A 24,659-nucleotide genomic window follows, 5' to 3' on the forward strand; every position below is an offset into this window, starting at 1 on the left:
AAAGGAGCCGATTAAATGTCACAGTATTGGAGCACAAGATTTGCCCGCGAAGGCATGATCTGGGGAGATCAGCCCAGTCCGTCAGCCTTGCGGGCAAAAGCGTGGTTCCTTGAGCAGGGAGTGAAATCTGTCCTCGTTCCCGGTGCGGGTTATGGACGGAACACCAAGGTGTTCTCCTCCGATTTGGATACCTATGGCGTCGAATTGAGCGGGGAAGCGCTGGAGCTTGCCGCCGGGTGGGACAGCCAAACCCGGTTTATTGAAGGATCGGCACTGGGGCCTCAATTGGACATCCTTGTAGATGCAGTCTATTGCTATGATGTACTGCATTTATTTCTTGCCGGAGAACGCCGTCAGCTCATTGCGGCATGTCTTGCGCAGCTCCGCCCTGGGGGCCTGCTGTATTTCACCAGTTTCTCCGATGAGGATTCCAACAACGGCCATGGGAGGATGCTGGAGCCGGGTACATATGAATACAAAAAGGGAAGTACGCCCACTTTTTCAGCGATGCTGACCTGCGGGAGCATTTTTCTGCGGCAGAGGTAGTGGAGACTGGAACGTTTCAGGAATCATTGCAGAGTCCCGGAGGCGGGACACATGAGTATCTGCTCCGGGAGATCTTCGCCCGCAAGAGAAAAGAGTAAGACTTATACGAACTTTCCCTGGGAAGGGACAGACAGCTCCTTAAACGTTTTGCATAAATGGGCAAATTGCGCCGACAGCTCTGGAGCGGCCATAGGCAGCCCGTGTCCGGGAATCACCATCTGAGGGTCCAGTAAAGCAAGCTTGCGTACGGACTTTTCTGCTTCTACCCAGTCAGTTGTGAAATAGGCCGGAGGTCCGTGCAGTTCCTTATGCTGTGTAATGACTGCAAAAGCCGACTCCTGCTTGACGGTAATCACGGCATCCCCGGAGATAAGGACCTTGTCCGCAGGGCGGAAAAGAGAGATGTGGCCCGGGCTGTGCCCCGGGGTGTGCACCCAGGTCCATCCCTTCGCTCCAGGGACACTGCCATCCTCCGGAAGGGGATGGACACCTTCCCCGAGATGGAGGCCCCTGTGCGGGTACAGCGGTGACACGGTGGCCATGAGGCCCCCGCCTACAGCGGGGTCTGCCGGAGGATAGTCCTGCAAGCCTGTGAGATAAGGCAGCTCCAGAGGATGTGCATATACCGGAACTTCCGGCCATTCCTCCATAAGCTCCTTCAGGTTGCCGACATGGTCAAAATGGCCGTGAGTCAGCACAATGGCCGCCGGCGGTCTGCCAAACCATTCCCGGCTGGTCTGCAAAATGCTCCCCGCGAAATTGCCAAGCCCGGTATCGACCAGAATATAGCCCGTTGCCGAATGCCCTACAAAGGCGACGTTGACAAACAAAGTCCGAAGACCGGCCACTCCTTCTGCTGCCTCCCATGTATCCGTCAAGCCGGAAGTTAATATTCCGTTCAGTTCCACCCTCGTACCTCCTGTATTGTTTTTAGGTTCAATGTTTAGTATGGCCTTTTTTACAAAATACAAATAGGCCGGCAGGAAAAAACAAAGGTGAGGATGCTGAACGGCCAAAAAACCCTCTCCAAAAGGAAGAAGGGCCTGGCGTAGTTATGACAAGCAGTTAAATGAAGTAGCTGTATGTAGCTTGCGGCTTCATGGCTAGTGCAGTTCACAATCAGCGAACAGAATATGGCGCGGGATATGGAAGAAATTCTCAGCCTTTTCCTGCAGCGCCAGCGTTGGGAGGTGGCATTGATGCAGCCATTTGCGGAAGGTTCCGGGATGGACCCCGATCCAGATGCTGACATCCGTGACAGAGAAATCATAGACCATGCACAGTCCTGTAAGAATCACATTGCTGTGCGGGGAGCGGGCATTTGCTCTTTTCATGAATCTTGAAGGTGTAGGCTGGCACACAATCGGACTTTGCCGCAGGAGAGCCTCATTGAACAAGATATGGGACGGGTACCCCAGGGTGCGGCAGACCTTGTCCAGATTGGTTCTGGAAGGAATCCGGCCTTCATATACCCACGCGCTGACGCTGCGTGAAGAGACGGAGAGTTCTTCGGCCAGCCGTGACAGCTTGATGTCTTTGGCCATCAGGACGGCTAGCAGCACACGGTTGCGGATCTGGCTGCGCTTCGGCCGGCGGAATCTTTTGACCCGTACGCCTTGTCCAAGATATTTGCGGTTGATCAGAGACCAGGCCTGAATTTTATGTGGTTCTTGCTGGTTATTAGGCATAATTCCTCCGATATACTGAATTGATAATTTAGTAAATGTTCTGGTTTGGCTTGATATGACTTTAACATTTCGGTTATGCTTTCGTCCAGATGAAATGCTTGGCGGTCCGCCGGCGCTTAAGTTTCTTTCAGAAGTGATGCTGGTATGATATATTTTTAGTAATCTATTTTATAATTCAGGACGCTGGGAGCGATATAGATGATTAAGCACATTGTATTCTTCAAATTAAAGGACCGGACTCCGGAAAAAGTACAGGAAACCGTAACGGTGCTCCGGAACATGGAAGGCAAAATTCCGCAGCTGCTCTCCATCGAGGTGGGGGCTGATATCATTCGCTCGGAGCGTTCTTTTGATATTGCGCTGGTGACGGTGGTCGCTTCGCTGGATGATTTACAGGCCTATCAGGTGCACCCGGAGCATAAAAAAGTTATCGCGCACATCAATGAGGTCAAAGAGGTTTCATATGCTGTAGATTACGAAATCTAGAGATACACGCAGAGTGCGGCTGCTAACCGCCATCAACAACCGGAAGGTGGGACGTTATGCGAGAGCTTGAGTACCCGATGGAAGCGTTAACCTATTTAGTCGTATTTCTGGCCGCATGCATCATCATGCTGTTCTGGCTGAAACGCCGTGGCAAACGGGGAAAATAATCCGGACTCCGGTCACTGCTCTTGCCCCATATTACCTTACTTGGAGGGTCTACTGTGTACTATGTCAACCGGAAACAGATCGAAATTATACTGGGACAGATTCCAGATATTAATAAAGGGCTCCGGGCCGCTGCGGCCTCGTGGGATGGCGGTACATTCACGGGACTGGTTCAGGAAAGATGCCTGCATTTGGCGATTGAGGTCGTTACCGATGTGGGCAGCTCTCTGATTGACGGATTCATTATGCGTGATGCCGGAAGCTATGAGGACATCATTTCTATCATCCATGAGGAAAAGGTTTTTGAAGGCAGCAGCCTGTACGGTTTGCTGATCCAGCTTGTGGCACTCCGCAAGCCTCTCGTTCAGGACTACTACGCCTGGGACCGGACATCGCTTCACCCGCTTACAGCGAAGCTGCCGGAAGCACTGGAGCAATTCGCAGCTGCAGTGCAGAGCTATCTGGATCAGGAGCTGGGCACGCAAGCTTCAGTGTAGCTTTAGGCTGCAGCCGGGATTTATTGAATATAAAGGACAGATACAGGAGTGAACACAAGCGTCTGCCGTGAAAGGAAGGAGGTCCTTGAGGATGAAGAAGGGGCAGGAAAGCGGATCAACAAGGCGGATGATTATGACGCTCCTGAAGATGAAAGGGCCGCTGACGATCGGTGCGCTCGCAGAGGAGCTGGGGATCACGGAAATGGGGGTCCGGCGCCACGTGCTTCAGCTGGAACAGGAAGCGCTGGCCAAAACCAAAGTCGTCCGCCAGGCTATGGGGCGTCCGCTTCATGTGTATTCACTGACAGAGCGGGCGGAAGACCATTTTCCCAAAAGCTATCATAATCTGGCGCTGGAGCTGCTGCGCGAGCTGGACCACGGCAGCGGACAGGAGGCGGTTAATGTTCTGTTTGAAGGCCGCAGGAAGCGTATGCTGGCCCAATATGGACCCATGATGGAGAACCGGAATCTGGAGGAGCGTGTGGCCGAGCTGTCCTCCATCCAGAATGCGGGCGGCTATATGGCCGAGTGGAACCAGGAAGAGGACGGCTCTTATGTAATGCAGGAGTACAACTGTCCGATCCGCCAGGTTGCAACCCAATACCGCAAGGCCTGCCAGTGTGAACAAGCGCTGTTCGAGGAGCTGCTGGGGGCGAAGGTTACACGCACGGAATGTATGGCTGAAGGCGGACAGAGCTGCCGGTACGCCATTATTCCCCGCAAGAAAGACAAATCTCCGGAATTGAGCGTATAGCAGTCACAGGACAAACTCTCTTTGCTTATGATATAGCAGAACTAGGCGATCGCCCGGATGGCCGGGCAGAGGCTCAATGAGAATCCAAGGGAGAGATGAGACATGAAAAAAGACACTAAAAGCTTGCTGTGGGGTATTCTGGCCGGCAGTGTGGTGGGTTCGGTAACGGCTCTGCTGTTCGCCCCTAAAGCCGGCAAGGAGCTGCGCAAAGACATTGCGGAAGGGACCGCAGAAGCGGCCCACAAAGTGCAGGAGATTGCCGGAGCGGCAAGCGACAAAGGCACAGAGCTGTACAGCAAAGCCAAAGACGCGGTTGAGTCTGTCGTCATTGAGGTCAAGGAATGGAGCAGACAATACACCGGGACTGATGAAGAAAAGGCGGTTGTGGTGAGCGGAATTGCTGCCGGAGGCGTTACCGATGAAGCCATTGAAGCGACTGAAACCGCTGAAGCCAATGAAACCGCCGTTGAAGAAGCTGCTGAAGCAGCGCCGGATGAAGCGGCAGCCCGGAGCGGTGCTGCAACAGGTGCTGACACTGTTGCAGAAGATGACACGGCAAACGGCAAAGACGGCAGTGGAATCGCTTAAGCTGGCGGAAATAAAGTGAATCCGCCTAGAGCAGAGCACGACGAGCCCGTTTCTCTTTGGCGGAGAGGTAAGGTGAATTATTTTCGGCCTAGAGCCGCTTTTCGCATTCTGGCGGAAGGCGGCTCTTGAACTGTCCAGGGTTTTGGAGTATCATCTGCAATTGGGGCTGAAGCCCAGGTACATTTTGTTTTGGCCTTACATAAGCTACACAAAACAAGTAAAAGGAAGCGGTGTGTTCGTGCAGCAAGCTATCGCAATACTAGATTCAGGTGTGGGGGGACTCACGGTTGTCAAGGAAGTGATGAGACAGCTCCCACGGGAGAAAATCATTTATTTCGGTGACACCGCAAGGGCCCCGTACGGACCCCGTTCGACAGAAGAAGTGAAAATGTTCACCGAACAGATTGTGGACTATTTAATTCAATTTAATCCCAAAATGATTGTTATCGCCTGCAACACAGCAACTGCGGCCGCACTTGACTATATCTCAGCCAAAGTATCCATTCCCGTCATCGGCGTCATTCATCCGGGCGCACGTGCAGCCATAAGTGCGACCAAAACCGGTCAGGTCGGCGTCATCGGCACCATCGGCACCATCAAAAGCGGTGCCTACACCGCTGCGCTGAAGCAGCTGTCCCCATTCGTCCAGGTCGTCAGCCAGGCCTGCCCCGCGCTTGTTCCTTTTGTGGAACAAGGGATGTTCCGCTCGGAGGAGAGCCATATCGCAGTGGCGGAATCGCTGAATGGCATCAAGTATGAGCCGATCGACACCCTGATCCTGGGCTGTACCCATTATCCGTTCCTGGTAGAGCCCATCGGCAAGGTAATGGGGCCAGGGGTGAAGCTCATCAGCTCAGCAGATGAGACAGCCAGAGAAATCAGCACGATTCTCTATGACAAAGGCAAACTGGCCAGCGGAGACGAAAGCCCGATCCACCAGTTTTTCTGCAGCGGAGATGCCGAGATGTTCCAGCGGATCGCCCGTGACTGGCTTGGGGAGCAGATTAAGCGCACGCCCGTTGTGTGGCAGGTCTCTTCGCTGTAAGCGCGGCAGCGGTGAATTGAATAGGGACAAACCCCTGATTCAGGGGCAGTTTTAGAACCAAAACTTGAGGCCGGGACAGCAATGTTCCGGTCTTTGTTATGGACCTAATCAATTTTTTCATGGTGGACAGCACGGTCTGCATACAATGGAAAAGAGGGCTGTGTCCGAATGTCTCCCGTGAACGCTCCGGCTGACGGCATTGGATGACGCCAACTAGAGGGCTGAGAGGATGAGGCATATGCAGCAATATATTGCCCGCAGGGGAGATACGGTAAGCCGGATAGCCGCGAGGCATGGACTCACACCGGAGCATGTGATACAGGGAAACCCGTGGGCAGGGAGGCAGCCGTATTTAGTTCCGGGGCAGATTCTGTTTCTGCCTTCCGCTCCGCGCAAACGTTATGCTGTACAGCCGGGTGACGATGCCTGGAGCATTGCCGCCTTGTTCGGAGTGGATGTGAATGAGCTTGAAAAGCTGAATCCGGGCGTTGGCTCGGCATACGGGTGTACGCCCGGCAAGGTGCTGGTTATTCCTCCGGCGGCACCGCACGAAGTGGTGCATTTGCGCGGAGAATATGGTCCTGCCGAGGTGGAGGCGGATATTGTCAGGCTGCTGGACCAGTATCCTTTCCTTCAGCATGAAACCATTGGCTCAAGCGTCCTGGGCAAGCCGCTGCATCTGCTGCGGATCGGCAGCGGGCCGCACCAGCTTCATGTCAATGCTGCGCTGCATGCGAATGAATGGCTGACCTCGCCCTGCCTCCTGTCTTTTGTGGAGCAGTATGCGGCAGCATATGCTGAGGGGAAGGGCTGGAACGGCCACAACCCCAATAAATGGTATAGCAACTGGACGGTATGGGCTGTACCCTTGGCCAATCCCGATGGGGTGGAGCTGGTGCAGGAAGGAACACTGCCCGGCGACCCGTACTATGATGAGCTGATGGCATGGAACGGTGGACGGCGCAGCTTCCGGCACTGGAAGGCCAACATCCGCGGGGTGGACCTGGGGGACCAGTTCCCTGCCCATTGGGAAGAGGAGCAGGCGCGGCGGGGAGTGCCTGGACCCGGGCCGCGTGATTACAGCGGGACGGCTGCGCTAAGCGAGCCGGAAGCCGCTGCCCTGGCGCAGCTGGCAGAGAGGGTCCCCGGCGATGCCGCTGTATCGCTGCACAGCCAGGGAGGAGAGATTTACTGGAACTACCGGGGGTATGAGCCGCCGGAGAGCCGTGCACTTGCAGCTCAGCTAGCGGCGGCGAGCGGCTACCGGGCGGTTGAGCTGACCGGCAGCGATGCGGGATACAAGGACTGGTTCATCCAGCGCTTCCGCAAGCCCGGCTTCACTGTGGAGCTGGGAGTTGGCAAGAATCCGCTGCCGCTGGCTGATTTTGAGGATATGGCGCTGGAAACCGGTCTTATTTTGGCCGCGATCCTTTCAAATTTCAAATAAAAATGAAACAATTTCTGCAAAATTGCGTAATATAACAGCAAAGGGTACGGCCGCAGTCATTCCTAGATGCGCTTCGCGGCTGGATCCTTTTTTTGTGGCTCCACAAAACTTTTAGGAGGACCGTTATGAAACTGAAAAAACTGCTGTCGCTGAAGCAATGGTCCCGTATTTTCCGCAATTCCTGGCAGTTTGTCGTCTCGCCGCAAGTAGCCATGGCGGACAAGCTCCTGTTCACCATTCCGGTGATTTTATACTGGGTGCTCCCCGATTTCATGCCGTTTCTGCCGATTGACGATATTGGAGTGACGATGCTGCTGACGGGCTGGTTCGTCTCGCGGATGGAGCGCAAATACCCGGCCTTGCGGACCGGAAGATGAATGTTTAGCGAATTTTACGGGTTGCTCCCTGATGTATTTCGGCATAATAGTTGCTTTTACAGCCTGATTTCCTTAAAATAAATTATTGAGTATTTAAACTATAGATGCCTGGGAGATGGATAAGGATGAACGTCAAAATTACCCGCAATGCGGCTAAAGTGATAAAGAAAACGATGGAACTTGAAGGCAACAGCGAGCTGAAGCTGCGCGTAGCCATTACGCATGCCCACGGCGATCATGCCCATTACGGCCTTGACCTGGACACGCCCAAAGAAAATGACATCGTTGTATCCACTGATAAAGAGATTGATGTCATTCTTGATCCTAACCAGCCGCTGCTGGATGGTGTGAAAATTGACTATTTGTATTTCCCGGAAGAAGGTTTTGTCATTACTAATCCGTCTAAAGGAAATCACGGCGATCACTAAGTGTTCGCCCGAATTTTACGGACATAAAGAAGGGTTGCTCCATGGCTAACGATATACGCATTTGCGACGAGTGCAATCATATCAAGATGAAAAGTATCCTCCCCAAGCTGCGCAAGATGGCGCCTGACGCCGAGATCAAGACCGGCTGCATCTCCTATTGCGGGCCTTGCGGCAAACGGCCGTTTGTCTATATCAATGGCCGTTATGTCAGCGGCCCGACGGAAGACGAGGTGCTGGCTAAGGCCGAAGCGTTTGTCAAACGGCCGGTTGCTAAGGAATAGGCATAATGTCTGGTATAACCTCCGCTGAGTCTAGCGGGGGTTTTTTGCAGTATCCGGGTGCGCCTGGAAGTTGGGTATGCGCGGAGGCCCATGGTATAATAGAAAAGTTCTCAACATCAGAAGATACATAGGAGGGAATGGAGCACAATGAAGCATATTGCTGATGTAACGATTCTGAATAACGGAATAGCCATGCCCCGGTTTGGACTGGGAACCTACAAGGCCGAGGGAGAAGAGGTAGCGCGTGCTGTAGCAACTGCGCTGGAGCTGGGTTACCGGAGTATTGATACCGCAGCGGTATATGGCAACGAGGAAGAGGTGGGACGCTCGATTGCCGCCAGCGGCATACCGCGGGACAGCCTGTTCGTGACAACAAAGGTATGGAACTCGGATCAGGGCTACGATGAGACGCTGAGGGCCTTCGAAACCAGCAGCAAGAAGCTGGGCCTGGACGTTATTGACCTCTATCTCATCCACTGGCCGGGTACGGATAAATATAAAGCTACCTGGCGCGCACTGGAACGGCTCTATGCTGAAGGACGCGTACGTGCTATTGGTGTCAGCAATTTTCAGATTCACCATCTGGAGGAATTGCGGAAGGACAGCGAAACTGTGCCTGCCGTGAATCAGGTGGAGCTGCATCCGCGTTTTATCCAGAAAGAGCTGCATGACTACTGCGCCAGCCGCCAGATTCAGATCGAAGCCTGGGCACCGCTGATGAAGGGCAGACTGCAGGACAACGAGCTGCTGCAGGGGATTGCAGGCAAACACGGCAAGACGGTTTCCCAGGTGATTTTACGTTGGGGGCTGCAGAACGGGATTGTGATCATCCCGAAATCTGTAACCGCCTCAAGAATTAAGGAAAACAGCGAAATCTTCGATTTCGAGCTGTCGGCGGAAGAACTGTCTGCCATCAGCAGCCTGGATGCCGGTGAGCGGATTGGCTCGGATCCGGACAAGTTATTGTTCTAGTCCATTACGTATATTTTCTTGGCTTTTTCACAAAGTCTCCCTGAATGCTCACGCTCAGGGAGACTTTTCAAATATAAGAATTTATATGTTTCACGCTATAAATTATCCTTCTATTTCTCGCTGAAACGGGTGCCGTCCTAATAAGGACGGCGTAGCCGTTTCTACTTGTGCTGCCGGACAGGCAAAGAGATATGAAAGGCGGTTCCTTTGGATACTTCGCTTTCTACGGTCAGGAAGCCGCCGTGCGCGAGGATCAGGCTTTTTACAATCGCCATGCCGAGTCCTGTCCCGAGGTTCGGGGAGCCGTTTTTTGCTCCGCGGTAATATTTTTGGAACAGATTGTTCAGCGTATCTTCGTCCATTCCGGTACCATTGTCCGAAACCGTGATATTCGCACTTTCATCCCCCTCCCGCCGCACAGTCACATGAATGGCGGTTCCTGCCGGAGTGTGAAGCACCGCATTCATCAGCACATTTTGCAGCGCCCGGTAGAGCAGCTTCTCATCGGCAACAAGCTCCAGCGGCTCGGTCTCCGCTTCCAGGCTCAACAGGTGGGACACCGCTCTCGGATCGTTGCCGACATCGGCCGTCAGCCGCTGCAGGAATCCGATCAGCTCCACCGTGCCAAGCTGCATGGGCAGGGAAGCATGATCCTCATTCATCTGAAAAGAGAGGTTAATGTCGCTGATCAATTCCTCAATATGCAGTCCTTTGGCATGAATTTCTTGCAGGAACGTCCGCTGTTCATCCGCATTCCAGCTGTACTCCTCGTTCAGCAGCAGAGCTGAATATCCCGTGACGTACGTTAGGGGTGTTTTGAGGTCATGCGAGATGCCGGCCACCCAATCCTTTTTGTTCTCTTCCAGCTTGCGGCGTTCCAGTTCGGCCTGCTTCAGGCCAGCGGACAGCGACTCGATGTTCACGATCAATTCGCCGTACAGCCGGTATCTGAATTTGAGCTTCCCGTTCCGCTTGAAGATGCCCTGAAGCGCAGGCGGAGGTTCGAAAGTCCTGCCCGACAAGGAAGCAATCCACGACATCATGAATCTTAACGGACTCCCGAAATACCAGCCGAACAGCACGCTGCAGGCCGTAATATTAAGCCCGAATACCGCCAGAATGTACAGATCATAATGCTCCTGCCCTTCCAGAAGGCCCAGCAGCGGAAACAGCACCTCCGCGCTAATCATCATGGTGATGCCGAGTCCCAGCATCCAGGCGATTAATCCGATGACAAAATGGATACTGAACCTTAGTCCCGTCTTCATCAGGCTTCCTTGACCGGCGGCACAAATTTATAACCGATCCCTCTCAGGTTAATGATCAGCTCAGGCGCTTTCGGATTGTCGTCCAGCTTTTTTCTGATTTTTGAAATATGGATGGTGACCGTTTTCTCGTCGCCATACCCCGGGCTGCCCCACACCAGTTCATAGATTTGCGAAGTTGTATAGATCCGGTTCGGATTCCGGCAAAAGAAGCTCAGCAGCTCCAATTCCTTGGCCGTACATTCCACACTCTCCCCATTCACGATCAATGAGGCATCCGCAGGCCTTAGAATAAAACGCCCATAATTATATTCTTTGTTCCCTGCACCTTCCGGATTTCCGTTAGTCGAGGCTTGGGTGAGGCTCTGCCTTCTGAACAAGGCTTTGATCCGGGCAATGACCTCAAGCGGATTAAAAGGCTTCGTGATATAATCGTCCCCGCCAATCCCGAGCCCGGTCAATTTATCGAAATCGCTTGCGCATGACGTAATAAAAAATATAGGCGTATCCGTATGCTTGCGGATCTCACGGCACAGCTCAAAGCCGTTGGCATCCCCAAGCATCACATCCAGCAGGATCAGGTCATAGGTATGATTTTTTACGAAAAATAACGCTTGTTCCCCGGTCGTACAGCTGGAGATATTGTGGTAGCGCTCTTTCTTCAACGTAATCTCCAGCAAAGTCAAAATTCCCTTCTCATCGTCAACCAGCAAAATTTTCTCGGCGTTCGTATGGTCGTTCAGCAACGGTGTTTCCTCCCTGAGTGCATAAATTCCCTCTAAGTTTAGCATTCATTTTGCAATTTTTCTTGCCTCCTGTTTCCTTTTAACCGTGAGTTTGCTTTGATTTTACTTTCGGGGACTATTCTAACGTTACGCCGCCAGGGAATGGTTCGGCAATTGGTTGTGACGGAGGAATAGACATGGAATTGCAAATTGAACAGGTATCGAAAAGCTATGGTGCAAAGCATGCCCTCAGCGGCATCACCTTGAAGCTCAAACCAGGGGTGACCGGTCTGCTCGGCCCCAATGGTGCCGGGAAATCCACGCTGATGCGGATGCTCGCGACTATAGAGAAGCCAACGCAAGGAAGGATTACATGGAATGGCGTGGATATTGCCGGGCAACCGCAGGTTTTGCGGAAGGAGCTGGGGTATTTGCCGCAGGACTTCGGTGTGTATCCGAATCTGACTCCGCTTGAATTCCTGGAATATATAGCGGCGATGAAAGGAATGTCCGCCCGGTCCGCGCGGACCCGGATCAATGAGCTGCTGGAAATTTTAAATCTCTCGAATGACCGGAAGCGGCTGCTCGGCGGATTCTCGGGCGGCATGAGACAGCGGGTGGGCATTGCCCAATCCCTGCTTAATGATCCGTCGCTGCTTATTGTCGACGAACCCACGGTCGGGCTGGACCCCGGAGAAAGAATCGGTTTCCGCAATTTATTATCCAGCTTGTCCGGGGACAGAATCATTATTTTATCAACACATATCGTGACCGATATTGAATCCATCCCCACCATCGCGCTGATGGCGAAGGGCCGGCTGGTCAAGTATGCGGCACCGGAGAACCTGATCCAGACTGTGGAGCAGAAGGTCTGGAACTGCATCCTGCCTGCCGCCTCACTGCCGGAAATGCAGGCTAAATACACGGTCAGCAGCGCTATTCAGCGCAGCGACGGCATCCACACCCGGATCGTTTCCGACCTGCGTCCCAGTGCAAATGCCACTCTGCTGCCCGCTTCACTGGAGGATGCGTACCTGTATACAGTGTCCTCGTTAGGAGTCCAGCCATGATGCGCAGCCTTTCTGCCTGCTTTTATTTAATCAAAAGCAATTTGGTCAGTCAGATGCGCAGCTATTCCTTCCTGTTCGTCATAGGGATCAGCGTATTCGCCGGTTATGCCTGCGTACCGGATGCCGCTGCCGGATATGAAATCTTTTATATCGGCGGGGTCAGAGGCATCTATAACTCGGCGTGGCTGGGCGGACTTGCGGCGATGCTGACCACAATGCTGCTCTGGCTGTTCGGTTTTTTCATGCTCCGAAGCCAAATATCCGGAGATGCACGCCTGAAGCTTGGGCCGTTGATCGCCTCAGCCCCTGTCCGGAAAATCAGGTATATCACCGCTAAGGCAGCGGCGAATTTTGTGGTCCTGCTGGTGATTGGAGCTGTTTTGCTGGCGGCCTTTATGGCCATGCAGCTGCTGCGGGGAGAAAGCTCCCAGCTCCGGTTAACGGATTACATGGCTCCCTTTTTCTTTGTAACTTTTCCATCCCTGTTTCTGCTCGCTTCCCTAACTGTACTGTTTGATGTATTTCCCGGTTTGAAGGGGGTTTTGGGGAATGTGCTGTTCTTCTGCCTGTGGATCGCCGCCGGAGTGGTGTCCATAGCGGCACCAAGCGATTGGTGGGATCTGTTCGGCGTGAGCGGCATCCTGAATACAATGGCCCACAGTGCAGCGGAGCATTATCCTGCTCTCTCCAGCCTTGAGGGGGGCGGAAGCTTTGGATATTATCCGACACAGGGCCAGATCCCCACATTTGTGTGGCAGGGCGCAGCATGGGATTCTTCGCTTGTCCCCGTCCGGCTCGTCTGGATAGCTGTAGGTGTAGGAGGGATTGTTCTGTCGGCTCTGCTGTTCCGCCGTTTTGAACACCTGGAAGGCTCCGCCAAGGCGCATCCGCTTGCTCCGGGCAGGGAAAAAGCACCTGCTCTGCCGCTTGCAGCTATGGAGCATAGCGGTTCACTACAGCTGTCTCCGGCAGTGAGGGTCAAGGGAGCAAGGTTGCCCGGGCGGGTTAAAGCCGAGCTGAAGCTGATGCTGAAGGGCATGTCCCTCTGGTGGACACTGCCCGCCATAATGCTTATTGCCGCGCCACTGCTGGTTACGGCAAACTCTGTGAACAGCCTGCTGCCCTTTATCATGATATGGCCTCTCGCTTTATGGTCGCAGATGGGCACGCGGGATCAGCATTATTTCACGACCGGACTGACCTTGTCGTGCAGCTCGCCGCTGGCGAAGTGGTGGACGGAATGGCTCTCCGGCGTATTCATCACCTTGCTGTTTTCTGCGGGGGCAATCATCCGCTTCATCGCGGAGGACCAGATGCCGGCCCTGTTGGCATGGGGAACAGGCCTCCTGTTCATTCCGACCTTGGCGCTTGCACTCGGCACACTGGGCGGGTCAAAAAAGCTGTTCGAAGTCATTTATCTGCTCTGGTGGTATATGGGACCGCTCAATCATGTTCCCTCACTCGACTTTTTGGGGTGTCCGATAGGAACCCTATGTTTTATCTTATGTTCTCTGTGCTTTTATTCACAGCAGGCGCAGCCGTCCGGCTCTGGCAGACTGGAAATTTATCAATAAGAAGGAGATCCATATGACAAAATATATCCGCCGTACATGGCTTATCCTCATCCCGGCAGCGTTCGTTATGCTTATACTTGCGGGCTGCGGGGACAAGGCCGTAGAGAAAACAGCTTCGTTTGAGGGATCAAAGGTGCAGCAGATTGAGGTGAAAACGGACGGACAATCCATTCAGGTGAGCCGTTCCAAAGATTCGGATGTGAAGCTCCGTATGAAGACGGAAGGTGAGCTGCCGGCGGTGCTGAAGGCGGGTGTGCTTACTGTCAGTGCTGAACCGGCGTCCGGCTTCATCCATCTGAAGAATAAGACCCTGTATCTGGAGCTGCCGGAACAAAGCTACGAGTCCATCCGTCTGGCTACAGCCTCCGGGAATATTACCTTTGAGGACGGCCAGGCGCAGACAATCCTGCTGGACGCCGACTCAGGCAACATCACCGTCACCGGCTTTGCGGGAGAGATCGATGCAGCCACACAATCGGGCACCATTCACTCGGAGGTCCAGGCGTCGGCAGAGATACAGAAGGACGGTGGCGGCCAGAGTCTGAAGGGGAAGGTGGGTGCAGAGAGTGCGGAGACTTCCACACTGAGTGTGCATTCAGCTTCAGGTAATATCACTTTGGAGAATTAGCCGGCTTCCGCACTTTCAATTGATTCCATAAGATTCATGAATGAAAAAACGGACATGCTCCTGATCAGGAGCTGTCCGTTTTTTTTGTGCAGAGCTGCTTATCCTGCCCGAATGCCGGTCTATTGCGGCTTGCGCGGCGGCAGGGGGCCGAGGTATTGATAATATTGGCATTCAATCCGTCCATTGTAGAGCTTGCGCCGCTTGTCCGCTTTGCGTCCGTAGTACTGCTCGAATTCCTTATACGGGCTGATGGCGAAAAAAGACCATGTCGGCAGATACAGCATCATTTCTCCGAACTGGCGGGTAAGCTTCTCCACTTCCTTGTCGTTGCTGATGCGCTCTCCATAAGGAGGATTTGTAATAATGCAGCCATACTCGCCTTGAGGCCTGGCTTTGGCAGCAGCGATGGCCTGAAAGGTAATCTCCCCGGCGAGTCCGGCACTTTTGGCGTTCGCTTCGGCGATTTCAATCGCGGCCGGATCGATGTCCGTACCGGTGAGCTGCAGCGGGTAGTCGTCGCGCACAGCGTCGAAGGCTTCCTCGCGGGCTTCTTCCCAGAGGCGCTGCGGGATTTCCGGCCAATGCTCGGACGGGAACGAGCGCCGCAGGCCCGGCGCAATGTTCCAGGCGATCATGGCCGCCTCGATCAGCAGCGTGCCGGAGCCGCAGCACGGATCGTACAGCGGACGGTGGCCGTTCCAGCGGCTGAGCTGGATCAGTGCGGCCGCCATCGTTTCCTTAAGCGGCGCTTCCGTCGCCTGGCGGCGGTAGCCGCGTTTGTGCAGCGCAGGACCGGTGGTGTCCAGCGTTATCAAAGCGGTATCATTCAGAAGAATTACTTCCACCACATACCGCGGGCCGTTCTCCGGAAACCATTCGGTACGGTACGAAAGCTTCAGCTTTTCGACAATGGCTTTCTTGACAATGCCCTGGCAGGCAGGTACGCTGGTAAGCTGGGATTTATGCGACCTTCCTTCCACGGGAAACTCTCCGTTTTCGGGAATCCAGTCCTGCCACTCGATGGCTTTGACGCCTTCGAACAGCTCATCGAAGGTCCGGGCCGGGAACTGGCCCATTTTGACCAATACCCGGTCAGAGGTCCGCAGCCATAAATTGCAGCGGCAGATGTCAATGTAATCCCCACTGAACAATACCCGGCCGTTTTCGACCGCAGTCTCATAACCCAGTTCGTTCAATTCACGTGCTACGACGGCCTCCAGCCCCATGGGGGCGGTGGCGATCAATGTTAATTTACCCAAATTCGCTCAACTCCGTTTAGCTTGTAGATGAATACATATAGCCGTTACAATAAATGAAGCGGTAATTCCGAAAGGAAGTCCCCATCCGGCTTGCCTATCAAGTATAGGGGAATGAGGGACGCAGCACAATGCCGCCCCGCCATATTCGGCGCTCATGATCTTTTAGCATCAGTACTAACCACAAAGGAGAATACATATGCCCAATCAGGAAGAATACAGTGAACAATTATATACAGAGGACGCGCTGCTGCTCAAGGTGAAGCAGGCCATTAAAGACAGCGGCATGCCCGAGGTGTCCATTGCACCCGGATATGGGCGGCTGCTGACAATGCTGGTGGCGGTGTCCCGTTCCACGCGGATTTTGGAGATTGGCGCGCTTGGCGGGTACAGCGGCATCTGCCTCTGCCGCGGACTCAGCAAGGCAGGGCGGCTGACCTCGCTTGAACTGAAAGCCGAATACGCGGAGCTTGCCGGACGGCATCTGGAAGAGGCCGGATTCGGTGAAGCTGTGGAATACAAGCTCGGCCCGGCGCTGGACAGCCTGAAGCTGCTGGAAGCGGAGGGCCGGACCTTTGATTTCTTTTTTATTGATGCCGATAAGGAAAACTATCCGAATTATCTGGAATATGCCATTAAGCTTGCAGCACCGGGTGCGTTGATCGCCGGAGATAATATTTTTCTGCGCGGAAGGACCTTGAATGCAGAGAAGAATGGACCGGCCGTACAGGCGATGCGCCGCTTCAATGAGATGATTGCCAGTGATGAGCGGCTGACCAGCACTCTGCTCCCCGCATACGACGGCTTGGCGCTGGCGGTTGTAAAGTAAGCAGCGCGCCGCTGATTCCATTATCTGAACAGCCGTGGAGCGGCTCCTTTGTACAGCTTCAGCCGCACCCACACCGTATTGATCAGCAGGAAGCCGCCGGAGATGAGGAACAGGCCTTCAATGCCGATAAAGCCGGATAAAAAGCCCCCGATAACTGCTCCCAGCATGTTCCCGAGAGCCAGCATGCTGCTGTTGAAGCCGAACGCCCGGCTCTCCTTGCCGTCAGGCGTATATGAGCGGATGAGGGCGTTGACGCTTGGCAGCAGGCCGCCCATGAAGACTCCCATCAGAAAGCGGACAATGATCAGCTGCCAGACACTTGTCACAAAGGCCTGCGGAATGATGAACAGCGCAGCGCCGATCAGGGCGTAGGTGAGAATCCGGTGGGCGCCGACCTTGTCGCTCAGCTTGCCGAGCACAGGCGAGGCCAACATGTTGGAGACGCCGGTTACGGCGCTGACGACTCCTGCCCAGAACGCGATGTCCACGGCGGAGCCGTGCAGCTTCTCCACGTAGAGCGGAAGCAGTGTCATCGGGGCGATCATGGCAAACTGCAGGAGGAACGTTACGCCGAACAGCGCAGGCAGCTGCGGCACCTTGGCCAGCTCCTTGAAGCCCTCAAGCACGGAAATCTGCGGCACCTGTGCAGCTTCGGCCCGGTCGAATTTCTCCTTGACGAGAAATAAGGCGAGCAGTGAGGCGGCGAAGAGCAAGGCGCCGACGATATAAAAGATCGGGCGGTACCCGATCCAGTCGGCCAAGGCCCCGCCGATCAGCGGGCCAAGGATGGTCCCGGCGACCGAGCCGGACTGCATCAGCCCCATGGCAAAGCCCATGCGGGCTTTCGGTGTATTGCCCGAGACCAGTGCGATGGAGGCCGGATTGAAACCGGAAATGGTTCCGTTGAGCAGGCGGAGCAGCAGGAGCTGCCAAGGCGTCTGTGCGAAGCCCATCAGCACAATGACCAGTGCCATGCCGAAGCTGGAGCGCAGCAGCATGATTTTGCGTCCGTATTTGTCGGCGAGCTTGCCCCACAGCGGCTGGAACAGGAATGAGGTCATAAAGTTTGCGGCAAAAATAAGTCCGGCCCATAACCCGATCGCATCGCCTTGTACCCCCAGGTCTTTAGCCAGATACAAGCTCAGGAACGGGGTGATCATGGTCATTCCGGCGTTAACCAGAAATTGGCCGAACCAAAGCACAATGAGGTTGACTTTCCACGTCTCCCAATTCTTCAAAGTGCTTTCACTTCCTTTCAAGGGATTCCAAAGTCAAGGGTTCACGAAAATAGACATTTTATCAGTATATCATAGATTTTGAGAGGTCTGATGCAACACTTGTCATAGTAATGTCATGGGATTGTCATTCCCTCAGTGGTCCGGCGGTTGTTCCGGACTTTTAAAAAGAGCATAATAAAGGATAAGCGTATACACACATTCTATCAAAACTAATGGAGATCTTATCATGACCTACAATGACACTTTTATCCGCGCCTGCAGGAAGCAAGACACGGACCACATTCCCGTATGGTACATGCGGCAGGCCGGCCGGTATGATCCCGAATACCGTAAAATCAAGGAAAACTACTCGCTTCTGGAGATCTGTGAACAGCCCGAGCTTGCGGCAGAGGTTACAATGATGCCTGTCCGCAAGCTGGGTGTGGATGCGGCCATTCTGTATTCCGATATTATGAATCCGGTTGCTTCCCTCGGGGTGAAATTCGACATTGTGAAGAACATCGGTCCCGTTATCGAGAACCCGATCCGCAGTGCAGCGGATGTGGAAAGGCTGAAGCCCATCGATGTGGAAGGCGATCTCAGCCATATCCTGAAGACTATAGCCATTCTGGACAAAGAGCTTGATGTGCCTCCTGATTACCTTTGCTGGAGCGCCCTTCACCATTGCCAGCTATCTGATCGAAGGCAGACCCTCCAAGAGCTACCACCGCACCAAGGAAATGATGTACAGCCAGCCGCAGGTCTGGTTCATGCTTATGGATAAGCTCGGCGATATGGTCATCGCCTATTTGCGCGCCCATGTCGCCAGCGGAGGCAAGGCGTTCCAGCTGTTCGACAGCTGGGTGGGTGCGCTCGCTCCACGTGATTTTGAGCTGTACGTGCTGCCGACCATCTCCCGTATTTTTGCCGGACTTGCGGATCTTAATGTGCCGAAAATCTATTTTCCGGGCGTCAGCTCAGGTGAGCTGCTGCCAAGCCTGGCCCATCTCCAGGCGGATGTTATCGGTCTGGACTGGCGCGTTAGCCTTACTGAAGGCAGACGCCGCATCGGCGGCCGTTTTGCGGTCCAGGGCAATTTGGACCCTTATCTGCTGACGGCTCCGCCGGATCTGCTCAAGGAACGGGCCAAGGCTCTGATCGATGAAGGCATCCGCGAGCCGGGCTACATTTTTAATTTGGGGCACGGATTATTTCCCGAGGCTTCTCTGGACACGCTAAAGGAGCTGACGGAATATGTCCATGACTATTCCCGTGAGGCTCTGAAGCAAACCGCGAAACCGCGTCTATCATTATAAACAGATCTGTAAGATGTTCATTATCCGCAGAAAGGGATGGAATCCGTGACCACTAAAATTGGTGTACTCGTTATGTCGTACGGCACGCCTGAAAGCCTGGAAGGGGTGGAGGCTTATTACACGCATATCCGCCGGGGCCATGCGCCTTCTCCAGAACAGCTGAAGGAATTGAAGGACCGATATGAAGCCATCGTTGGCGGAGTGTTTCCGCTGCGGGAGAATACTAACCGCCAGGTTGAGGCGCTGCAGGCCGCGCTGAACAACGGTCACGCCGGAGAAGAAGTGGAATTTGTCTGCTATCAGGGGCTTAAGCACGCCAGTCCTTTTATCGAGGATGGTGTGGAAGCGATGGCGAAGGACGGCATTACGCATGGTGTGGGCATTGTGCTCGCCCCGCATTATTCCGTAATGAGTGTCGGCACCTATATCAAACGCGCCAAGGAAAAGGCGGAAGCCAGCGGAATCGAAATGGCCTTTGTGGAGAGCTATCACCTCCATCCGGAGCTGATTGAAGTCCTGAGCCGCAGAGTATCGGCCAAGCTGGATCTGTTCGAGGAAGCCGGTGCGGTGCGTGAGGATGTCCGGGTGCTATTCAGCGCGCATAGTCTGCCTGAGCGTATTTTGTCCATGGGTGACCCGTACCGTGACCAGCTGCTGGCCACCTCTGAAGCCGTCGCCAAGCAGGCGGGAGTCCGCAACTGGCAGTTCACCTGGCAGAGCGCGGGCCGCACATCCGAGCCATGGCTGGGACCGGATATTCTGGAGACCATTCATGAGCTTAGCGAGGCGCAGGTGAAATATGTGCTGGCAGCCCCGGTCGGCTTCGTGTCCGACCATCTGGAGGTGCTGTATGACCTGGATATTGAAGCACAGGCGCTGGCCTCTGAACTGGATATGCGGCTGATGCGGATTGATTCGCTCAACAGTGATCCGGCTTATATGTCTGTGCTCAGCGATGTGGTGCGGACGGCGGCCGGGCAGTTCAAGGTGAGCCAGTCATGACCGGCACAACACGAAAAGTAGTTATTATCGGCGGAGGCCTCAGCGGCCTCAGCGCCGCTTTTTATGTCCGCAAATATTACCGGGAAGCCGGAATTCAGCCGGATATCATTCTCGTGGAGAAGGACAAGAGCCTCGGCGGCAAGATAGAAACGCTGCACCGCGAGGGTTTTGTTATTGAGAAGGGACCGGACTCCTTTCTGGCCCGCAAGACAGTGATGAGCGAGCTGGCGAAGGAGCTGGAAATCGATCATGAGCTGGTAACCACCAATCCGAATGCCAAAAAAACGTACATACTGCAGCGCGGCAAGCTGCATCCCATGCCGGCAGGCCTTGTGCTGGGCATTCCCACAGAGCTGAAGCCGTTTCTGAAGAGCGGCCTTGTTACCTTTGGCGGCAAAATGCGGGCGATGATGGATTTCATCATTCCACCCCGGCGGAGTACAGAGGATGAATCGCTGGGTGCGCTGATCGAACGGCGTCTGGGGACAGAAGTGCTGGAGAATATGACGGAGCCGCTTTTAGCCGGGATTTATGCCGGGGACATGCGCAAGATCAGCCTTCAGGCGACCTTTCCGCAGTTTGGAGATGTAGAAAGGAAGCATGGAAGTCTCATTCGCGGGATGATGATGGGGAGGAAGCCGGCTGAAACGCATACCGGCACCAAAAAAAGCGCCTTTCTGACCTTCCGCAAAGGCCTGCAGAGCCTGGTCCATGCCTTAATTCATGAATTGCATGATGTCGAGCAGCGGACGGGAACGGGAGTGGCTGCCATTCATGTACGGGGTGTGGAGGCTGCTGCCGGCCCGTCTTCACAGGTTACAGGAACGGAGCCTTCCCCCGTTATGAAGTTGAGCTGGACAATGGAGAATTAGTGCCGGCGGATGATGTATATGTCACGGTGCAGAACTTTGCCGCGGCAGACCTGCTCCGGCCCCATGTGGATGTGTCGGCACTGGACAATGTTAACTATGTATCGGTGGCGAATGTAGTCATGGCATTTGCGAAGAAGGACATCCACACCGAGTATGACGGGTCCGGATTTCTGGTCCCGCGCAAGGAGGGGCGCAATATTACCGCCTGCACCTGGACCTCGACCAAATGGCTGCATACCAGTCCCGACGACCGCGTGCTGCTGCGCTGCTATGTCGGACGTTCGGGCGACGAACAGAACGTAGAGCTGCCGGATGCGGCACTGACGGAATTGGTGCTTAAGGATCTCAAGGAGATTATGGGAATCACGGCCAAGCCGATGTTCACGGAAATTACCCGGCTGAAGCACTCCATGCCGCAATATCCGGTGGGGCATCCGGCAAGGATAGCTGCACTGCGCAGCGGGCTTGCACAGAAGCTGCCGGGAGTCTATGCCTTTGGCGCCGGCTATGACGGGATTGGCATGCCGGACTGCATCAAGCAGGCCAAGCTGACGGCCGAGAGCGCCGCAGGGAGGCTCGTGCAGCAGCCCGAACCGGCTGCGGTGCTGAAATAACCGGAACGGTGAAGCGCGGACAAAGCCGCTTCACCGTTTTTTATTATAATTAGCGTATCTTTTACCTGTCTCTCTTTTTGGAGGAGAGCGAGTGACTTATGCTATAATAGAAACAATTTTAGGGCAAAGGAGATTGCTTGCAGCTATGTATCCGCCGCGTTCACGTACCAGAAAAAATAACAGGCAAAGCAGAAAACGCCGGCGCAGAACGGCCTGGGCATGGATTAACGTAAGCCTGCTTTTAATGATTACTGCACTGCTTACCTATTCTTTTATGGGAGGGGATGGGAAAGACGGCCAGCCTCCGCCTGCCGCGGAAGTGGCCAGCTCGCCTTCACCTGATCCGGGAGAGGCTGCTGCATCCGTTCCGCCAACCTTAACGCCATCGCTGGCACCGGAAGCGACGCCTGAACCAGAGCCTTCCAATTCGCCTTCGCCGGCTGCGGAGATAACACCGGTTCCTACCGAACCTGATCACACCCTCGCGCCGGAAGAAAGCGCCGTCCCGGAAAAGACGGACGATCCAGGGGACACAGGAACCCCACAGGCTGCTGACAGCGGCTTAATCTCCGGCCTGCCGGAGAATGCCGGGACAACAGTAAAGCTGAACTTTGCCGGAGATGTCATTTTTTCAGGCAAGGCGGGACAGCTCCTGAAGCAAAAAGGCTATGACTACTCCTACGCCGCTCTGGACGGCATATTCAAGAAGGATGATTTGACTGTTCTCAACTTGGAGACCCCCATTACTACCGGAGGGGTAGGTGCCGCAAACAAGCAGTTTGTATTCAAAGGAGAGCCCAAAGCACTCGACTCCATGAAGGCTACCGGTGTGGATGCCGTCAATCTGGCCAACAACCATACCCTGGATCAGGGAGAGGAAGGCCTGCTGGACACGCTGGAGCACTTGAACAAGCGCGGCATTCCCTATGTGGGGGGCGGAGCGGATGCAGCAGAGGCGTACAGCGCCAAGTATTTTGAGCGCAACGGCATCCGCATCGCGCTGCTCGGATTTACACGTGTGATGCCTGTGATGGAGTGGAAGGCGGAGGCGGGCAAGCCGGGGGTGGCTTCGGTGTATGACAGTGCGGAAGCGCTGAAGGCTGTCACCGCCGCCAAAAAGAAGGCCGACCTGGTCGTTGTGGTCGTGCACTGGGGCAAAGAGCGGATGGAACAATACGATTCCGTCCAGCAGTCCCTTGGGCACAGCTTTATTGATGCGGGCGCGGATCTGGTTATCGGCGGGCATCCGCATGTGCTGCAAGGGATCGAGCCTTACAAGGGCAAATGGATTGCCTACAGCACCGGCAACTTTATTTTTACCCGTTCCCAAACCCGGGCCACCTGGGATACCGCCGTGTTTCAAGCGGAATGCAGCGTAGAGGGGCAGTGTTCCATGAAGCTTAAGCCGATGAATGCAGAGCTGGCTCAGCCGGTGCCCATGAATGAGGTGGACGGCCAGCTGCTGCTGCACAAAGTAGAGTCTCTGTCCTCCGGTCTGGTAAAGATCGGCAGTGACGGAAGTGTAGTTCAGGTTGTCAAGTAAGGTGCCAATATAGACTATAACGATATAGACCATACTTCCGCCGGAGGTGCTTACGATGAAAAATATGTGTGTGGCCCATCGCGGCTTCTCCGGAAAAGCTCCGGAGAACACGCTTGCTGCCGTACGGATGGCGATAGCGCTGCCGTTTGTGCGCTGGATGGAAATTGATGTTCAGCTCACGAAGGACGGCGTACCGGTAGTGATTCATGATTTTTCACTGGACCGCACCACCAACGGGCATGGCAAGGTCAAAAATATGGATTACGAGCATGTCCGGCGTTTGGATGCGGGGAGCTGGAAAGGGCGTGCTTTTCGCGGGGAACGCGTGCCGTCGCTGAAGGAAGTGCTGGAGCTGGCCTCCGGCCGGCTGCGGCTGAACATTGAGCTTAAGACCAGCGGTGATATGTATCCGGGGCTGGAGCAGGCGGTCATTGATCTCGTGAATGCACACGGCATGCGCGACGAGGTGGTTCTGACCTCATTCGATGCCGGCGCGCTGCAGCGGATCAAGGAGCTGGACCCCCGCTTCCGAACGGGGTTGATCTACGACTCCAGATCCGGTGATCCCGCGCGGAAGCTGAAGGAGCTGGACTGCTCCTTTTTATCGATCAGCTTTGACCGGTTGAATCCCGGTCTGGCGAAGCTGCTTGCTGAGCGGGGCATACGGGTAATGGCCTGGACGGTAAACAAGGCGAAGGAAATGCGCCGTCTGGCCGCCATGCATTCGGAGATCATGATCTGCACGAACCGCCCCGACATCTGGGGCGACACGTTTCTGGAGGCCTAGCTTTAAGCATACAATTGACGGGAAAGAGAGCTGAAGAATGAATGGGCGCTGATGTTAACAATATCTACTGTGTTGGACGAAACTATAAGCAGCATGCAGAGGAGCTGGGCAACAAGGTGCCGGTGGAGCCTCTGATCTTTCTGAAGCCTTCCCATGCGGCGGTCCCCCTCGACAAGGCGATCATTCAGCTTCCCAAGGATGCCGGTCTGATTCACTACGAAGGTGAGATTGTGCTAAGGATTGCCCGGGATTATGTCCCCGGCATGAGTGTGCAGGAGCTGGTGGATGTAATGGCCCTCGGCCTGGATTTCACCTTGCGCGACATCCATAACGATCTGCAAAAGAAAGGGCTGCCCTGGACGCCCGCCAAAGGCTTCAAGAACGCTGCCCCGCTGACTCCCTACATTGCGTTTCCGGAGACCGAAGAACTGGAAGCGACCGATTACACTGTACGCAAAAATGGTGTGGAGGTGCAGCGCGGTAACGTCAAGAACATGATTTTTTCGCTGCAAAAAATCGTGGAGTTCATTGCCGCCCGTTATGGGCTGGGCAAGGATGATCTTATCTTTACCGGTACTCCGGCAGGCGTAGGGCCGGTAGCTTCCGGCGATTCGTTCGAGCTGTTCTGGGGCGAGACTCTGCTGGGCACCTGCCTGATCGGTTAACACATGCCGACAGGACTTGATG

General features: G+C 54.5%; 25 protein-coding genes and 2 pseudogenes. 21 read left to right on the plus strand and 6 right to left on the minus strand.

Translation table 11 applies throughout. The annotated features are described in order from the left end of the window. Positions 1 to 15: 15 nt before the first annotated feature. Positions 16 to 546 carry a class I SAM-dependent methyltransferase gene (locus JI735_RS21465; RefSeq protein ID WP_202676414.1) on the plus strand — a complete coding sequence of 177 codons (531 nt, stop codon included), beginning with the start codon at positions 16 to 18 and terminating at the stop codon, positions 544 to 546. A gap of 101 nt (positions 547 to 647) precedes the next feature. Here JI735_RS21465 and JI735_RS21470 read toward each other — a convergent pair whose 3' ends face one another. Next, a complete protein-coding gene (locus JI735_RS21470) occupies positions 648 to 1,454 on the minus strand; it encodes an MBL fold metallo-hydrolase (protein ID WP_051051934.1) in 807 nt (268 codons plus the stop codon). Between the two features lie 195 nt (positions 1,455 to 1,649). Beyond that, positions 1,650 to 2,234, minus strand: a complete 585-nt coding sequence (locus tag JI735_RS21475; RefSeq protein WP_020428156.1) for a helix-turn-helix domain-containing protein — start codon at positions 2,232 to 2,234, stop codon at positions 1,650 to 1,652. Positions 2,235 to 2,432: 198 nt separating this feature from the next. Between JI735_RS21475 and JI735_RS21480 the strand changes: the two genes are divergently transcribed. From JI735_RS21480 to JI735_RS21525, 10 genes are all read left to right on the plus strand, one after another. Next, entirely contained in the window at positions 2,433 to 2,720 is a 288-nt protein-coding gene (locus tag JI735_RS21480; RefSeq protein ID WP_039836439.1) for a Dabb family protein, read from the plus strand. A gap of 221 nt (positions 2,721 to 2,941) precedes the next feature. Further along, complete coding sequence (locus JI735_RS21485) at positions 2,942 to 3,382, plus strand: DUF86 domain-containing protein (protein ID WP_020428153.1); 441 nt, start codon at positions 2,942 to 2,944, stop codon at positions 3,380 to 3,382. A 91-nt stretch (positions 3,383 to 3,473) separates the two neighbouring features. Then, a complete protein-coding gene (locus tag JI735_RS21490) occupies positions 3,474 to 4,136 on the plus strand; it encodes a helix-turn-helix transcriptional regulator (RefSeq protein WP_039836440.1) in 663 nt (220 codons plus the stop codon). 102 nt (positions 4,137 to 4,238) lie between these two features. Continuing rightward, positions 4,239 to 4,724, plus strand: a complete 486-nt coding sequence (locus JI735_RS21495) for a YtxH domain-containing protein (RefSeq protein ID WP_051051936.1) — start codon at positions 4,239 to 4,241, stop codon at positions 4,722 to 4,724. A 238-nt stretch (positions 4,725 to 4,962) separates the two neighbouring features. Further along, complete coding sequence (gene racE / locus JI735_RS21500; protein ID WP_020428150.1) at positions 4,963 to 5,769, plus strand: glutamate racemase; 807 nt, start codon at positions 4,963 to 4,965, stop codon at positions 5,767 to 5,769. Positions 5,770 to 6,007: 238 nt separating this feature from the next. Next, complete coding sequence (locus JI735_RS21505; protein WP_202676415.1) at positions 6,008 to 7,216, plus strand: M14 family metallopeptidase; 1,209 nt, start codon at positions 6,008 to 6,010, stop codon at positions 7,214 to 7,216. 125 nt (positions 7,217 to 7,341) lie between these two features. Beyond that, entirely contained in the window at positions 7,342 to 7,593 is a 252-nt protein-coding gene (locus JI735_RS21510; RefSeq protein ID WP_039836445.1) for a hypothetical protein, read from the plus strand. 125 nt (positions 7,594 to 7,718) lie between these two features. Next, positions 7,719 to 8,021, plus strand: coding sequence for a HesB/IscA family protein (locus tag JI735_RS21515; protein ID WP_020426768.1), 303 nt, complete (start codon positions 7,719 to 7,721; stop codon positions 8,019 to 8,021). Positions 8,022 to 8,062: 41 nt separating this feature from the next. After that, the gene (locus JI735_RS21520) at positions 8,063 to 8,302 is read left to right on the plus strand and encodes a YuzB family protein (protein ID WP_020426769.1); all 240 of its coding nucleotides are present in this window, start codon (positions 8,063 to 8,065) and stop codon (positions 8,300 to 8,302) included. 147 nt (positions 8,303 to 8,449) lie between these two features. Beyond that, positions 8,450 to 9,274, plus strand: a complete 825-nt coding sequence (locus tag JI735_RS21525) for an aldo/keto reductase (protein ID WP_039836446.1) — start codon at positions 8,450 to 8,452, stop codon at positions 9,272 to 9,274. Between the two features lie 161 nt (positions 9,275 to 9,435). Here the strand turns inward: JI735_RS21525 and JI735_RS21530 are convergent, their stop codons facing one another. Next, positions 9,436 to 10,542, minus strand: coding sequence for a sensor histidine kinase (locus JI735_RS21530; RefSeq protein ID WP_202676416.1), 1,107 nt, complete (start codon positions 10,540 to 10,542; stop codon positions 9,436 to 9,438). Next, positions 10,542 to 11,285 (minus strand): response regulator transcription factor, encoded by a 744-nt coding sequence (locus JI735_RS21535; RefSeq protein ID WP_233475996.1) that lies wholly within the window; start codon positions 11,283 to 11,285, stop codon positions 10,542 to 10,544. The genes JI735_RS21530 and JI735_RS21535 overlap by 1 nt, the downstream gene beginning before the upstream one ends. Positions 11,286 to 11,461: 176 nt before the next feature. Between JI735_RS21535 and JI735_RS21540 the strand changes: the two genes are divergently transcribed. From JI735_RS21540 to JI735_RS21550, 3 genes are read left to right on the plus strand one after another with little or no spacing between them, the layout of a single operon-like run. Then, complete coding sequence (locus JI735_RS21540) at positions 11,462 to 12,334, plus strand: ABC transporter ATP-binding protein (RefSeq protein WP_039836448.1); 873 nt, start codon at positions 11,462 to 11,464, stop codon at positions 12,332 to 12,334. Continuing rightward, positions 12,331 to 13,908, plus strand: a complete 1,578-nt coding sequence (locus JI735_RS21545) for a hypothetical protein (protein WP_202676418.1) — start codon at positions 12,331 to 12,333, stop codon at positions 13,906 to 13,908. Before JI735_RS21540 ends, JI735_RS21545 begins: the two co-directional genes overlap by 4 nt. 13 nt (positions 13,909 to 13,921) lie before the next feature. Next, positions 13,922 to 14,536: a DUF4097 family beta strand repeat-containing protein gene (locus JI735_RS21550; RefSeq protein WP_039836449.1), complete on the plus strand. Its 615-nt coding sequence runs from the start codon at positions 13,922 to 13,924 to the stop codon at positions 14,534 to 14,536. Positions 14,537 to 14,655: 119 nt separating this feature from the next. Here the strand turns inward: JI735_RS21550 and JI735_RS21555 are convergent, their stop codons facing one another. After that, positions 14,656 to 15,795 carry a THUMP domain-containing class I SAM-dependent RNA methyltransferase gene (locus JI735_RS21555; RefSeq protein WP_202676419.1) on the minus strand — a complete coding sequence of 380 codons (1,140 nt, stop codon included), beginning with the start codon at positions 15,793 to 15,795 and terminating at the stop codon, positions 14,656 to 14,658. 196 nt (positions 15,796 to 15,991) lie between these two features. Here JI735_RS21555 and JI735_RS21560 point away from each other — a divergent pair, with 196 nt between their 5' ends. Beyond that, a complete protein-coding gene (locus JI735_RS21560) occupies positions 15,992 to 16,621 on the plus strand; it encodes an O-methyltransferase (RefSeq protein WP_202676420.1) in 630 nt (209 codons plus the stop codon). A gap of 20 nt (positions 16,622 to 16,641) precedes the next feature. Here the strand turns inward: JI735_RS21560 and JI735_RS21565 are convergent, their stop codons facing one another. Next, entirely contained in the window at positions 16,642 to 17,859 is a 1,218-nt protein-coding gene (locus JI735_RS21565; RefSeq protein ID WP_039836455.1) for an MFS transporter, read from the minus strand. A gap of 226 nt (positions 17,860 to 18,085) precedes the next feature. On the opposite strand from JI735_RS21565, the pseudogene hemE reads away from it, so the two are divergent. From hemE to JI735_RS21595, 6 genes and pseudogenes are all read left to right on the plus strand, one after another. Continuing rightward, positions 18,086 to 19,154 (plus strand): annotated as a pseudogene (gene hemE / locus JI735_RS21570) (uroporphyrinogen decarboxylase). A gap of 45 nt (positions 19,155 to 19,199) precedes the next feature. Further along, complete coding sequence (gene hemH / locus JI735_RS21575; protein WP_083886783.1) at positions 19,200 to 20,156, plus strand: ferrochelatase; 957 nt, start codon at positions 19,200 to 19,202, stop codon at positions 20,154 to 20,156. Beyond that, a pseudogene (hemG, locus tag JI735_RS37415) lies at positions 20,153 to 21,642 on the plus strand (protoporphyrinogen oxidase). The gene hemH and the pseudogene hemG overlap by 4 nt, the downstream one beginning before the upstream one ends. A gap of 244 nt (positions 21,643 to 21,886) precedes the next feature. Next, positions 21,887 to 23,185, plus strand: a complete 1,299-nt coding sequence (locus JI735_RS21585; RefSeq protein WP_233475997.1) for a CapA family protein — start codon at positions 21,887 to 21,889, stop codon at positions 23,183 to 23,185. A gap of 55 nt (positions 23,186 to 23,240) precedes the next feature. Further along, positions 23,241 to 23,972 (plus strand): glycerophosphodiester phosphodiesterase, encoded by a 732-nt coding sequence (locus JI735_RS21590; protein WP_202676422.1) that lies wholly within the window; start codon positions 23,241 to 23,243, stop codon positions 23,970 to 23,972. Positions 23,973 to 24,013: 41 nt separating this feature from the next. After that, positions 24,014 to 24,637: a fumarylacetoacetate hydrolase family protein gene (locus JI735_RS21595; protein WP_039836461.1), complete on the plus strand. Its 624-nt coding sequence runs from the start codon at positions 24,014 to 24,016 to the stop codon at positions 24,635 to 24,637. The last annotated feature ends 22 nt before the right edge of the window (positions 24,638 to 24,659 follow it).

The sequence above is a fragment of the Paenibacillus sonchi genome, assembly GCF_016772475.1.
GTDB classification, from domain to species: Bacteria; Bacillota; Bacilli; order Paenibacillales; family Paenibacillaceae; genus Paenibacillus_AQ; species Paenibacillus_AQ sonchi.